Below are 14322 nucleotides of genomic sequence, written 5' to 3'. Positions count from 1 at the left end.
CCTATCCAAATCTCTGGAAAGGAAACGTTTGGAGAACGGCGCCCCCTCTTCTGCAAACAAACACCGCTTTTCAAAGTTCCGGAAAAACAAAATACCCTCCCGGCGAAATTGCCGGGAGGGCTTGGTACGACTGGTTTTGTTGTTAATTCCATCGTATCACGATTGGTGAAAAAAACAAGCGAAAAATGCAATTTTTTTGATGTGAAATGAGGTGAGAACATGCCGAGGCCTGCAAAATCCGCGACGCTTCAATTGATACAGGGCAACCCAAATAAAAAGAATACGGAAGAGCTGGCCGCCCGGGCTGAGCACGAGAAGAGAATGAAAATGCGATCCGATAATATAAAACCGCCAACGTGGTTGGATAAGGTCGGGAAAAAAGAATTCAAACGGGTTGCTGCTCTATTAACAGAAGTTGAAATCATCACGGAAGCGGACATCAGCATGTTGGCTGCCTATTGTAATGCCTATTCGCAGTATGTATCAATTTCTAAAATTATTGAAGAAGACGGGATCATGGTCCATACGGAAGGACAAGACGAAGACGGCAACCCAATAAAGCTTGTTGGTGAAGAGCATCCGTTATTAAAGCGGCAAAAGAATTATTTTGATCAAATGAAATCAGCAGCGAATGACTTTGGCCTTACACCGTCTGCCCGGGCAAAACTTGCTATCACCCGTACCCAGGAAGAGCGGGAAAAGACGGCTGCGGAGAAGGAGTTTAAAAACGTATGAAGACAATCAAACAATTTATCATTGATTACTCGCGCGATGTGATATCGGGTGAGATTGTGGCGTGTGAAAAACACATTTGGGCCTGTGAGCGTTTTTTAAATGATGTGAGTCGGGAAGGAACAAGGGAGTTTCCTTATGTGTTTGATGATGAAAAAGCCCGCCGGTTCCTTTATTGGATGACTCAGTTTAAACATACAAAAGGGCCTTTGCAGGGTGAAAATATTGTACCTGAGCCTATTCAAATATTCATCTTTGGCAATGTGTACGGCTGGGTGCATAAGGATACCGGCTATCGCCGATTTAAAAAAGTCTATTGGCAGGTAGGTCGTAAAAACACCAAAACTCAGAGCCTGGCTTGTGTTGGTTCTTATGAGGCAATGGCAAACGATGAATATATGTCCGAGGTTTACATTGGTGCCACAAAAACGGAACAAGCAAAAATCTGCTGGAATGAAATTAAGGCGCAGATTATGCAAGCCGACCTTTTGAACAAGCCGGAGAAAAAATATCGAATTGCATATGGGAAAATCGAGCATCCAAAAACTCAATCTAAAATCGAGGCGCTTTCCAAGGATGCTGGCAAAACAGGGGATGGTTTTAACCCGCAATGCGGCATTATCGACGAATACCACGCTCATAAAACCTCAGAGATTTATGATGTCCTGGCTTCCGGTATGGCTGCCCGTGCTCAGCCATTGATGCTGATTATTACTACGGCCGGATTTGAATTGAATAACCCTGCTTATCGAGTTGAATATGATTATGTATCCCGCATATTGGACCCGAATAAGGTGGAACAAAATGAACAGTATTTTGTGATGATCAATGAGCTTGATAAAGGTGACGACGTTAAAGACGAAAAGAATTGGATTAAAGCAAATCCGATTGTTGCGGCCAATGAACACGGCTTGAATTATTTACGTGGAGAGTTGGAGGTCGCGCTTGCCGTCCCGGAGAAAATGCGAAATTTCATGACAAAGAACATGAATATCTGGGTTAACATGCGGGAGAATGGTTATATGGATATGCAGGCATGGACAGATTGCGGATCTGATAAACTCCCGGATTTGAAAAATCGAGAGTGCTATGTTGGCATTGACTTATCAAAAACAATTGATTTAACGGCAGCATCTTTTATTTTCCCGTTAGATGACGGCAGTTTTGCTGTAGAAAGTCACGGATTTATGCCGGAGGATACATTCCATGAAAGAATGAAGACAGATAACGTCCCCTATGATTTGTGGAAGAAAAGGGGATGGTTAACGACAACAGATGGTGCAGTTGTTGACTATGACTATATCAGGGCTTTCATCAAAAAAATGGAGAACCAAAATGGGTGGAGAATCAAGGAAATAGGTTATGATCCATACAACGCCACTCAGTTTGCTCAGCAAATGGAAGCTGATGGATACACAATGGTTGAAATAAGGCAGGGTGTAGCAACGTTGTCCGAACCAACAAAGGATTTTAGAGCTAAAGTCAAATCGAAAAAAATCATTCATCCAAAAAATGATTTGTTAACATGGGCGATGGGTAATGCGGTAACAAAAGTAGACGCCCAGGAGAATATCATGCTTGATAAATCCAAATCTACTCAGCGTATTGATCCAGCAGCAGCTTTAATTAATGCGTATGTGCGCGCTTCTCAGATTAATAATGAAGTTGATTTAAATGCTTATATTCAGTCAGCTTCTTTCTCTTTCTAAAGGTGGTGTAGGAGTGAAGAAAATATTGAAGGTCTTTCTACTCTTTTTGAATGATTTTCTATTTATCATTGGAGCTGCTTTTGTTCTGACTGCCGCATATCGCTTAAACGCAAACATCGGTCTTATTCTGACGGGTGTCTTTTTTATGTTTTATGCTGCACTTTTGAGCAAGAAAAGGGGGTGATTAATTGTTTTTAGAAGGATTGTTTTCAAAAAGATCAAATGCATCTGATCCCTGGAACCTTGCTGATCCACCAGAGTGGATAGTTGATATGTTTGGCGGCTCCAAAACAGCAAGCGGCGAGCGTGTAAGCGAAGCAACTGCACTGGTTCATCCTGATGTGTTTTCCTGTGTGAATGTTTTATCCGATGATATTGCAAAACTTTCAATTCATACATTCCAAAAGGTTAATGGAAATATCGAAAGCGGGATGAATCATCCAATTGCTTCATTACTTTATCTAAAACCGAATCAATACATGACGGCTTTCACTTGGAAGAAGCTAATGATGACCCATGTTTGTACCTGGGGCAATGGATATTCGTATTTAAAGCCTGATAAAAATGGTTTTATTACTGATTTGCTACCGTTAAATCCGGCCAATACTCATCCCTATGTGGACCCGAATACAGGAATTTTGTGGTATGAAACCATCATTAATTCAAAAAGAGTGGAATTGTATGCTGACGAGGTTTTGCATTTCAAAGGTATGACTGAGGACGGGATTAACGGTAAAAGTCCAATAGGCGTTATAAGAGAGCAAGTCGGAGCTCAATCAGCTGCTACAAAATTTAACGCGAAGTTGTATAAGAATGATGCCACCCCCAGGGGCATTCTGAAAGTGCCTACCTTGTTAGAGGAAGGCGCGAAGGACCGAGCAAGGAGAGAATGGGACAGGGTAAATGCAGGGAGAAATATTGCCATTATTGATGCCGGGCTTGATTATCAATCAATTTCAATGCCATTGCAAGAGGCACAATTTGTAGAATCAATGAAATTTAATAAGGCTCAGATTGCTTCCATTTTTAAAGTCCCTTTGCATAAGATCAATGAGCTCGATCGTGCGACGTTTAGCAATATTGAACACCAATCTATTGAGTATGTAAAAAATACACTTCAGCCGTGGTTAGTATCGTTTGAACAAGAGTTCATTACTAAGCTGTTTACCGATGACGATATTAAAAAGGGGTACTATACCAAATTTAATGTTAATAGCGAATTACGCGGTGATGCAAAATCAAGGGCTGAGTATTACGAAATTATGGAACGCATCAGCGGTTTGAATATTAATGAAATCCGAGCATTAGAAGAGAGAAATGCCATCGAAAATGGAGACCGTCATCTTGTTTCTCTAAATTACACGTTCTTAGATACGCTTGAGCAATATCAAATGAGTAAAGCAAAATCAGTTAAAGGGGGTGAAAACAAAAGTGAACAAGGAAGTACGTCATCTGACAACGAAAATTGAGTTACGCTCTGCCGGTGAAGGCGAAGAGAAAATGCATTTTATTGAGGGATACGCTTTGAAATTCGAAAAATGGTCCGAGCCGTTGGGAGGATGGTTTAAAGAAATCATCAGCCGGAACGCCCTGGATTCTACAGACCTTTCTAACGTAGTCGCACTTTTTAACCATCGTCAGGATTATCCCTTAGCGAGAAATACCGTTTCTGAGGACGTAGGAAGGCTTGAGCTGGAAACAGATGCAATAGGTCTCAAATTCCGTTTTATCCCTACAGATACGTCGTATGCGAAGGATTTAATGGTGAATGTTAGAAGCGGAGTCGTTAATCAGTGTTCTTTTGCTTTTTCTTTGGATCACAGAAATGGAGAGCCGGATGAGTGGCAGCATAATGATGAAGAAGGAGTTTATGAACGGCGAATCAATGCTATAGATAGAATCTTTGATATATCGCTGGTCACAACACCTGCATATAGCGATACGGAGGCCGTTGTTAGTGAACGAAGCTTGGCTAAAGTGGAGCAGTTAAAAGAAATGCGTACTGCCCCAATTGAAAAATTAAAAATGGAGCTTGAACTTTTAGACCTGACAATTTAGGTCTATTTTTTATGTCCAAATTCAAGGAGGAAATACGAATGACAGTTGCTATGACGAAAAAAGAACGTGAATTGAGACAAAAATTCACACAGAAAAAACAAGAGGCATCCAATCTTCTGAATGAAGGGAAGTCCGAAGAAGCCCGCAGTATGCTTGATGAAGCCAAGGCGCTGCACAAACAAATCGAGCTTATGTCAGAAGAGCGTGGCTTGGAACTGCCGGCATTGGGTGAAGAACGAAACTTTGTACCAGAATTCGAACGAAAGCCCGATGAAGAACCCGAACAGCGCGATATTTTAACAGCTACAAAAGAGTACCGGGATGCTTGGTTTAAAGTGCTGACCGGACGCAGCCATGATCTTGGCGAAGAAGAAAGAAGTATGATGCAGCGTGTCTTAAAAGAAAATCGCTCATTGTCTTCTGGGAGTGATAAAGACGGGGGATACACTGTACCAGATGATATTTCAAAAGAAATTCTGAAATCTATTCAGGAGCTAAACTCAGTACGTAATTTGGTTCGCGTTGTACCAAAAACTGCTCCATCAGGGAGCTATACAGTCCGAAAGGGTGTGGCTGGAAAACTTTATAACACGGCCGAGAAAGAACAAATCAAAGAACTGAAAAACATGGAATTTGATCAAATCTGGTATAACGTGAAGAAATTCGCCGGATTTATGCCTGCGCCTAGCGAGCTCTTAAATGATTCATTTGTAAACTTTGTTCGTGAGATCGTGGACTGGCTCTCTGAATCTGCTATCGTAACAGAAAATGATGAAATCTTTTACGGAGTAGGCGGCGAGAAGAACGTTGAAGGAATCATTTCTAGCGGGAAATTCAAGTCAATCAAGGCACCGTCTCTCATCACTATTAAGTTCTTGCGAAAAGTCAAAAACCAGATTAAACGAGGATACCGTAAAAACGCAAAATGGGTGATGAACACAGAAGCGTTTGAAACGCTGGCAAACATTGAGGACAAAAACGGCAGAGGTATTTTGGCTGAAGACCCTAGAAATGAAGACAATTTCCTTCTGTTCGGCCGTCCAGTTGAAGTCTATGACGAAATTGTTACTGACGAAAAGACACAAAAAACACACATTCTTTTTGGTGATTTCAAACGTGGATATTTTATGTTCGATCGTCAAAAGTTCGAAATTAAATCAACTGATGTGGGCGGGGATGCTTTCCTCACTGATCAAACATATTTCCGAGGCATTGAACGATTCGACGGGAAAGTTGTTGATCCAGAAGCAGCTATCATCGTGACTGATCTTGTTGTTGGAGAAGAGGCACAAGTGGAAACACCATCGACTGAATCTGCGGACTTAGGTAAATAAAAAAACGAAAGGATTGATTTAACATGGCAGATTTTTTAAATGAAAGTAACGGAGCAAAAACATCAGCAAGAGACAACGGATCAGGGGAACCAATTACAGATGTCTCTATTGCGGACAACAGCGAACAAAATCCTCTCTATGTAAAAGGTCTTCAAGGCGAACCGGGGCCTCAAGGTCCTAAAGGGGATACCGGTCCGCAGGGAGACAAAGGAGATACTGGTCCTCAAGGTCCAAAAGGAGATGCTGGCCCACAAGGTGAGCCAGGTCCCCAAGGTCCAAAGGGTGACAAGGGTGATCCAGCTGTTATCGGTGAAAAAACTATTGTACATGAAATGCTGGGAGAAAAATCAGTCCGCAGCATTAACATTGGAACGGGCAGCGTTATGATGGATCACTTAAATAGTGAAGTGAAAAACGTATTAGATGGGCTTCAAAAACAAATTGATGAGCTGAAACCGAACACTTCTGCTGAATGAAAGACAGGTGATGTCGAGTGACAGAAGAAGAAAAAATTGAATTAGAAAAGGCAAAAAAGTTCCTCCGGGTTGATGGTGATCTGGAGGATGATTTGATTGTAGACTTTATTGCATCAGCAAAAGAATACATTGCTTCTGCTACCGGTCTTACATTCCCGAATAAATCAGCCAGGGCGGCAATGTGTGTGAATGCATTCGTTGCTCACTGGTATGAAAACAGAGAAATTGCCGGTACAACTTCTAACTTGGACGGCGTGCTGACTACCATGGTCAATCAGCTCAAATATACATTGCCGGAGGCTGCTCCTAATGTTGAATGATATGAGATACCGGATTCAATTTCAGAAAAAGAAACCTGGTGGACGCCTGCCTGTGGATGGAAAGGACAGCTGGGAAACGGTAATAGAATGCTGGGCTAAAGCTGAAGGTTTAAAAGGCCGAGAGTATTATGCTGCGGCTGCGATCCAGAAGGAAAAGACAGTGGAATTTACAATTCGACATCGCGAAGACATAGACGAGCATATGCGAATCATTTTTCGTGAAAAGGCTTATGAAATTGAGTCGATCTTGCCCAACTATTCGCGTCGGCACTTCATTACAATTAAAGCAAATGTGGTGAGCTGATGAATTTTGAGCTGGAATTGAAGGGGTTTAAAGAACTGGAATCTACATTCGCAGACTTAGCCCGCAAGGACGAAAAAATCCATAAAGCAACCGTAAAAGCAGGCGGTGCTGTATTGGCGGAAGTAATCAATGATAATGCTCCGCGGTCAGCTATTGGGGGTAAGCACCCTCACATTGACGAGGACATTATTGTTGGAAACAGGATAAAGCGAGATGAAGACGGAGAAATATATGCGGTTGTCGGTCCCACAAAGGACACTAAATTCCGTGTTCACTTGCCGGAGTTTGGCACCATTCATCAGGCAGCAAATCCTTTTATTCGAAACAGTATGATTCAGGCAAATGATAAGATGCTTGATGCTATGGAAAAGGTCATAAAGGCGGGGTATAAGCTATGAGTCTTTTAAACCTCATCGAAAGATCAATGCAATTAAAGGACAAGGTATTTGAAGCGCTGGAAACCCATCCGGCGCTTTTATTATTAATTGATCCTGCAAATATTTATGAATTGGCCGTACCAGAAGGGCTTGAAAGTTCTCCTCCTTACATTGTGGTTCAGGAGATAGACTACAAAACAACTAAATGGGCTGATGGGAAGCCGATACAAGACAGCGCCGTTTATCAGATTGATGTGTACCACAATAGTTCATGCGATCCTATTTTGGCCCCTATTGTGGACGTAATGGGCGGCCTGGAATTTCAGACAACGGTCCCTATCAATGAATTTTTACAAAAAGAACGGCTTATTCGAAAAGGATATCGGTTCGAAGCGAACATTTTATTATAATTGGAGGTTTTAAGATGCCTGAATACAGTTCAGTTACAGGTTTGAAGAATGTGAAATTTGCGCCTTTAAAAAAGGCGGGTAAATTTTTTGTTCCCACAGAAATTCTTGACTACGAATTTGCAATTAATATGAAAGTTGAAACAGAAACATCCACAGAAAAACAATATGCGGATGACAAACTTGTCGATCTTGCAGTTTCAACTGGTTCAACTAAATTAGACATTGAAATGCGGGATCTGCCAATGGAGATTCTCTCTAAATTACTTGGAATTGAACAAGATGAAAACGGATTGTATTTGTTTAAGAAAAATATCATTCCTCCTTGGGTTGCGATGACGTTTCAAGGACCTAAAGCAAACGGCAAGTCTCGTCATGTGGGCTTGGTAAAAGGCAGATTCTCTTTGCCGGGTGATGAATGGAAAACAAAACAAGATAAAACGGATTTCCAAACGATCAAACTCTCAGCAGAATTTGTAGATAGAGAGCAGGATGATGTGTTCAAAATCGTGGCGGACGAAGATGGAGAAAAATTTAATCTGGACAATTTTTATAAGGCAGTTTTTGGTGATGCCTATCAAAATGAAAAACAAGGTACAGAAGAAAATGTAAGTACTGATCTAGGGAAATAAAAGGGGGGCTGAAAAGCTTCTCTTTATTCAGACAAAAACCATTTAACTAAAAGGAGGAGTCATCATGGCTCAAAAACATATTTCAATAAAACTGTGGTTTGAAGACGAAAAAAAGTTTAAAACATTCATTGCACCGCGGACAAACACGAAAGCACTTATTGAAGCGTTAAGGCTTAATGCAGAGGCTGAAAAAACGGCAGATGACCTTGAAAAAAGCATTAAAACGCTTGAAAAACAAATGCAGTTCATCGTAAGTGTTTTTCAAAATCAATTCTCATATGAGGAATTGTTCGAAGGACTAGAGTCTTTTGAAGTTGGTAAAGAAGTCAGCCGCATTCTCTCAGAGATAGCAGGGTATAAGGAAATAGAGGCCTTTGACCAAGATTTTTTGCAGGAGAAGACGGAGAAGAGTACACCTACGAACGAGGAATCCAGCAAATAAATGAAATTTATTCCACTTTGCTTGAACAAGGGTGGAAAATGACTGAAATAGATAATATGGACATTTACCATTACTTAGAGGTTTTAGCTGAAAAGAATAAACCGAGAGTTAAGACGGTAACAATTGATCAAGTCTTTTAGACAGGTACTCACCTGTCTTTTTTTATTGAGTTTATGCCAGGAAAGCGGGGTGTTTACATATGGCTCAACCAATAGGAAACATGGTTGTCAAAGTAGGTCTTGATGATACAGGTTTTAATCGAGGTATTGAAGGCCTAAAAAGGCAAATGCGCCTGGCAAACTCAGAAATGAAGGCGGCCGGCAGTATTTATAAAAATACCGGTGACCAAACGAAGCTCCTTCAGTCGCAAATGGAAGGGCTAAACAATAAATATAAGATTCAAGGCCGTTTAGTTCAAGAACACCGTCAGAGATATGATGAATTGGCCCGTCAAAAAGGAAAGGACAACCGCGAGACACAAATCCAAGCTCGGCGCTTAAATGATGCAATAGCTGTTCATCAAAATTTAGGAAGAGAACTGCAGCAGGTTACTAAAGAATTTGAAAATACTTCTGCAAGTGGAAAGCGAGCAGCAGGCGTTTTTTCTGTCTTCAAGAAAGATTCACAAGAAGTATCGAAAGAGTTAAATGCTGTCTATAACTCTGCGACCGAAACAGGGAAAGCACTGACAGCTATAGGAGCTGTTGGGGCTCTTGGCATCGGGGCAACTGTAAAGGCTGCAGCAAGCTTTGAAAAGGAAATGAGCCGGGTTGCAGCGTTAGCAAATGCAACGGATGACCAAATGGCCGCGCTTACTGAAACTGCCCGTCATCTTGGGGCCGTAACACAATACACTGATGGGCAAGTAGCTGAAGGGATGCAGTATTTAGCGATGGCCGGTTATAAAACCAATCAAATCATTGGTGCAATGCCTGGTTTATTGGCAACTGCGGCAGCTGGACAAACCGATCTAGGTGTCACAGCTGATATTGTTTCAGACATCCTAACTGAGTTCCATATCAAAGCAGAAGACACAAACCGTGTTGCCGACGTTATGGCCTATACGTTTACCAATTCGAATGCTACTCTCCAAGAGATTGGGCAAACCATGAAATATGCGGCCCCGGCGGCAAAAACTGCGGGCGTAAGCATGGAAGAATTGGCCGCGGCAACCGGCATCATGGCGAACAGCGGAATTAAAGCTGATATGGCCGGAACGGCATTAAGGTCTACACTAACTCGTTTGGCTGCGCCTCCGAAGCCAGCAGCATCCGCAATTGAAGAGCTGGGGCTTAAAGTAACGGACTCAACCGGGAAAATGCGGCCGTTAGCTGATATTATGGGACAAATCACCGAGAAAACGAAAGATTATACAGAGACGGAAAAAATCCGGATTGCCAAACAGCTTGCCGGCCAGCATGCTCTATCAGGATTCATTACCTTAATGCACGCTGGAAAGGATAAACTCCAAGACTTTACAAAAGAATTGGAGAACAGCGGCGGCACGGCAGAAAAAATCGCCGATAAGCAAATGGACAACCTGGCCGGATCATTTGAATACCTAAAGTCGGCCACAAATAATGCTGTTATTACACTTGGAAATCAATTCATCCCGGTGATACGTGCTACAACAGACGTTATTACAAGCGCTGTCACATGGTTTGATTCCTTGCCTTCTTCAGTGGCTAGCACAATTGCCATTACAGGTGCGGCGGTTACCGTGTTCTCGCTCTTGGGCGGTGCTTTCCTGCTCACATTAGGTGCAATTCCGAAAATGGCTGCTGGTTGGAATATGCTTCGCACAGCTGGGGCGTATTTAACCGGGAATGTGAATCGGGCTTCTACAAGTCTAACCGTTTACTCTGCTGAGGCGATTGCGGCTGGCACAGCCTCAAGAACAGCGGCCGTGGGCATGACTGCCACTTCAACAGCTGCGGCAGTAGCATCCACAAGGATGGATCGTTTCCATCAAACCTCTGCACTTGCTGCAACAAGAGTTGGACGGCTTGAACAAACAACAAGCAGAAGCACAAGAGCGATGAGTGGTCTTGGCGGTGCTTCACGTGTAGCTGGTCTTGGACTTAGCCTATTTGGCGGACCAGTCGGAACAATAGCCGGGCTGATCCTTTCTTTTGCACCTGAACTTGTCAAATTTGGATCAGGCATTGTAAAAGCTGGAGTGAATGCAGTAAAAGGTGCTGGCGGCTTTATGAAACTTGCGAAAAGTGGTTTCGGTCTTTTTGACATTCTTAAAAAAGGTACCGGAGTTGTCGGTCTTTTGCGCGGCGGGCTCAGTTTGCTTGGGGGACCGATCGGAATAGCTGTTACTGGTGTTACCCTCTTAGCTGATGCAGGATTTAAGTATTACGACAACTTGAAAAAAAGGGTGCTACCAGCAACGATCGACTTTGGTGATAAGGTATCTGAATCCACTTCAAAAGCGATTAATGCGTATGAAGACATGAACACTAAAGTCGGTGCCAAGCTTAATTATTACTATTTAACCAATAAAAAGATCACGAAAAAAATTGCTGATAACATGTCCACCGAGTATGAGAAGATGGGCAAAACCATACTTGACGGTTATCAAAAGAGCACTGATAAATCTTTGAAAGTGTTAAGTGATTTTTATGCTTCTAATAAAGAAATGTCTGAAAAAGAGAAGACAGAAACATTACAGAATATAAAAGACAACAATAAGGACAAACATAAAGAAATATCCGGATATACCAAACGCATCAAAAAGATTTGGGAAAATGCTGCTAAAGATCACCGAGATATCACAGATGACGAACGTAAGGAAATAGAACAGATTATTAAGAAAATGAATAGTCATGTTGAATCTGCTCTTACTAAAAGTAAAGAGGAGCAGACAATTATCGCCGGAAAATTAAAAGACAACAAAACTCAACTTTCTGCAAAAGAAGCAGCTGCCACAGTTAAAAACAGCAAAAAAGCAAAAGACAATGTGGTCAAGAATGCTGAAAAGCAATATAAAGAAGTAGTGAAAAACGCTGATCTAGAGTATTACGTCAAGGGTTCTATCACTAAAAAACAACATGATGATACAGTTAGCTCTGCGAAGAGCCAAAAAGATCAGGTTGTGAAACAGGCTGAAAAAACTCATAAAGGCGTAGTAAGTGAAGCGAAAATGCAGGCTGCCGCGCATGTAAAAGAAGTAGATTGGGAGACAGGGGAAGTGCTCGGGAAATGGGATACTTTTCTCGTTGATCTAGCAGGTGTTGTTAATAAAATTACCGGCGGGATCAATACTGTTCTTGAGTTCATGCACATTCCTACAATTCCTGAATGGAAGCCTAAAGGGTACAGCGGCAACTCTGAAATGCAGGTAGCGCCAGGCAGAGCCTATGCAAAAGGGACAGACTTTCACCCAGGCGGAAGGGCGTTAGTCGGTGAAGAAGGTTTTGAACTTGCTCATACACCAGGCATCGGAACTTATGTGGTTGGAATGGGCGGCCCGCAGGTTTGGGATCTACCGCGTGGTACATCGGTTCTCCCACATAGTCAGTCAAAAGAAGTTATAGCAACAGGTCTTCCTGGTTATGCAGGAGGTGTCGGGAGCTTCTTCAAAGACGCCCTTAATGGCTCCAAGAAGCTTGTGAAAGGAGCGATTTCAGCAGGGAAGGGCGTTGTCAATAAAGCGAAAGATGTTGCATCGGGTGCTATGGAAATGATCTTGAATGGACCTGAGAAAATGATTAAGAACTTGTTTAAGGGCTTTATTCCTTTTAAGTCAGGAAAAGGTGTGGACTCACTAGGAACTGGTATCCTCCAAACATTAAAAAATGGAGCTGGTCAGTTTTTAAAAAGCATTCTTCCGGATGCCGGGCTTTTCACAGCAGATGCATATAAGGGAGCGACAGGTTCTGCTCAGGTTCAAAAATGGGTAGCAGAAGCTGTTGGCATTGCTGGTGTACCTTTCTCATGGGTTCCTGGCTTGATCACCATTGCAATGAAAGAGTCTGGCGGAAATCCCAATGCCATTAACCTTACTGACTCAAATGCAAGAGCCGGTCATCCTTCTCGTGGGCTGATGCAGACAATTCCAAGTACGTTTTCATCCAATGCGTTTCCTGGGCACAATAACATTTTGAATCCGGTTGATAATATACTAGCTGCCATCAATTACATCAAAGGACGTTATGGAGATATATCCAATCACCCTGGTTTAAAATCAATGGCTCGCGGCGGCCCGTATGTGGGTTACGCAAAAGGAGGGACTTCACCGGGGCGTGGCGGCTCTAAATGGGCGATTCTAAACGAACGGGGCTTTGATGAGACCACGATTACAACAGACCCGACGTATCGGGAACGTAACATCGGTTTATGGGCGCGTGTAGGCCGTGAGCTTGGTGTTCTTCCGTCACTTCAACAAGGGATGATTTCAAAAGCCCTTGTGTTGCTTCAAAAAGCTTCAATGGCTACAGCTGACAAAGCGCCACAGACCAATGTGAATGTTGACATGAGCCGTGTGGTTGAGAATCAAGAGAAGCAAATCAGCATGATGAGTCAGCAAATAGATGCTCTTCAGCAAAGCATTCAGCTGTTACAGCAGCTTGTTTTGAAAGACAATCACACGTATATAGACGGGACAAGACTGGATCAAACCAGTGCGGACCGTTATAACAAAAAACGTTATAGAAACGGGGGTAAGCCTGCATGGTAAAACTGTTTATTGATTTTAATAATGGACTAGGGGAGCAGAGCCTTGACAGCTTACTCCCTCAATTTGAAGTATTGAGCTTTTTGCCGGAAGCTCCAAATATTAATCGGGAAACAATTACGATCCCTCGGCGGCACGGTCTGATTTTGCCGCAGCACCCACGCGATGTGACTTACGGAGAAAGAAAAATAAATGTTGAGATTTATTTGAATGCGCTCAAGCATGAGAATTTTTATATGTACAGGCATCAGCTATATGCCCTATTGGTTAAGCCGTTTCCTTATTACATTTCTTCTGATCTTTGGCCGAATCGGCGTTTCCTTGTCACGTGTGATGGGAATTTCAGCATTCCAAAAGAGAAGGAGAAAACCTTCAACGATTTCTCTGTTGAGTTCACTAATACTACTGGTATGGCGGAAACAACTTTTACAACAAAAGATAAGCAGTATTTCACTAGAGCAAAGCGAACTTTCGGTATGAACATTCCGCCTAATGACCAGTTGAACTATTCTTTTAAGAATCAGAAACGTTTCTCTGTGTTTAATCCCGGTGACGTACAGATAAATCCAATGGACCATGATTACAATGTCCTGTTAAATGCTGCAGGTAAAAATGTAACGTTGATCAATCATACAAATGACGAAAAGCTTACGATTGAACAGGAACTAAAGAAAAGTCAGCAGGTTTCTTTTCTCAAACAATATACAATCATTAATAACACGCCGATTAAAACTTCTGGCCGACTGCCGAGTCTTGAAATAGGATGGAATGAGTTTGAAGTTCAGAACACAAGTGACTTCACCATCCAATTCGATACTCGGCTTTATTATTTGTAAGAGGTGGTGGT

14 protein-coding genes are annotated in these 14322 nt (G+C 42.3%); all 14 read left to right on the top strand.

Annotated features, from left to right (window positions below):
* Positions 1-219: 219 nt before the first annotated feature.
* The 14 genes from M1M80_RS14395 (at position 220) to M1M80_RS14330 (ending at position 14311) form a co-directional block, all read left to right on the top strand.
* Complete coding sequence (locus M1M80_RS14395; protein WP_060399186.1) at positions 220-735, top strand: phage terminase small subunit P27 family; 516 nt, start codon at positions 220-222, stop codon at positions 733-735.
* A complete protein-coding gene (locus tag M1M80_RS14390) occupies positions 732-2441 on the top strand; it encodes a terminase large subunit (RefSeq protein WP_060399185.1) in 1710 nt (569 codons plus the stop codon). The genes M1M80_RS14395 and M1M80_RS14390 overlap by 4 nt, the downstream gene beginning before the upstream one ends.
* Positions 2442-2629: 188 nt before the next feature.
* Entirely contained in the window at positions 2630-3910 is a 1281-nt protein-coding gene (locus M1M80_RS14385) for a phage portal protein (RefSeq protein WP_060399184.1), read from the top strand.
* The gene (locus M1M80_RS14380; RefSeq protein ID WP_060399183.1) at positions 3873-4499 is read left to right on the top strand and encodes an HK97 family phage prohead protease; all 627 of its coding nucleotides are present in this window, start codon (positions 3873-3875) and stop codon (positions 4497-4499) included. The genes M1M80_RS14385 and M1M80_RS14380 overlap by 38 nt, the downstream gene beginning before the upstream one ends.
* A 38-nt stretch (positions 4500-4537) precedes the next feature.
* Positions 4538-5833 (top strand): phage major capsid protein, encoded by a 1296-nt coding sequence (locus M1M80_RS14375; protein WP_060399182.1) that lies wholly within the window; start codon positions 4538-4540, stop codon positions 5831-5833.
* Between the two features lie 23 nt (positions 5834-5856).
* Complete coding sequence (locus M1M80_RS14370; protein WP_060399181.1) at positions 5857-6309, top strand: collagen-like protein; 453 nt, start codon at positions 5857-5859, stop codon at positions 6307-6309.
* A gap of 17 nt (positions 6310-6326) precedes the next feature.
* The gene (locus tag M1M80_RS14365; protein WP_060399180.1) at positions 6327-6629 is read left to right on the top strand and encodes a head-tail connector protein; all 303 of its coding nucleotides are present in this window, start codon (positions 6327-6329) and stop codon (positions 6627-6629) included.
* Positions 6619-6933 carry a phage head closure protein gene (locus M1M80_RS14360; RefSeq protein WP_060399179.1) on the top strand — a complete coding sequence of 105 codons (315 nt, stop codon included), beginning with the start codon at positions 6619-6621 and terminating at the stop codon, positions 6931-6933. The genes M1M80_RS14365 and M1M80_RS14360 overlap by 11 nt, the downstream gene beginning before the upstream one ends.
* Positions 6933-7331 carry an HK97-gp10 family putative phage morphogenesis protein gene (locus tag M1M80_RS14355; RefSeq protein WP_060399178.1) on the top strand — a complete coding sequence of 133 codons (399 nt, stop codon included), beginning with the start codon at positions 6933-6935 and terminating at the stop codon, positions 7329-7331. The genes M1M80_RS14360 and M1M80_RS14355 overlap by 1 nt, the downstream gene beginning before the upstream one ends.
* A complete protein-coding gene (locus M1M80_RS14350) occupies positions 7328-7720 on the top strand; it encodes a hypothetical protein (RefSeq protein ID WP_060399177.1) in 393 nt (130 codons plus the stop codon). Before M1M80_RS14355 ends, M1M80_RS14350 begins: the two co-directional genes overlap by 4 nt.
* A 14-nt stretch (positions 7721-7734) precedes the next feature.
* Positions 7735-8349: a major tail protein gene (locus tag M1M80_RS14345; protein ID WP_060399176.1), complete on the top strand. Its 615-nt coding sequence runs from the start codon at positions 7735-7737 to the stop codon at positions 8347-8349.
* Between the two features lie 64 nt (positions 8350-8413).
* Complete coding sequence (gene gpG, locus M1M80_RS14340; RefSeq protein ID WP_060399175.1) at positions 8414-8791, top strand: phage tail assembly chaperone G; 378 nt, start codon at positions 8414-8416, stop codon at positions 8789-8791.
* A gap of 199 nt (positions 8792-8990) precedes the next feature.
* Positions 8991-13478, top strand: coding sequence for a phage tail tape measure protein (locus M1M80_RS14335; protein ID WP_060399174.1), 4488 nt, complete (start codon positions 8991-8993; stop codon positions 13476-13478).
* Positions 13472-14311, top strand: coding sequence for a phage tail family protein (locus tag M1M80_RS14330; protein WP_060399173.1), 840 nt, complete (start codon positions 13472-13474; stop codon positions 14309-14311). The genes M1M80_RS14335 and M1M80_RS14330 overlap by 7 nt, the downstream gene beginning before the upstream one ends.
* Positions 14312-14322: the final 11 nt, after the last annotated feature.

The organism is Bacillus inaquosorum, from assembly GCF_023238325.1.
Classification (GTDB): Bacteria; Bacillota; Bacilli; order Bacillales; family Bacillaceae; genus Bacillus; species Bacillus inaquosorum.
This window is presented reverse-complemented; position numbering and strand designations above follow the sequence as displayed.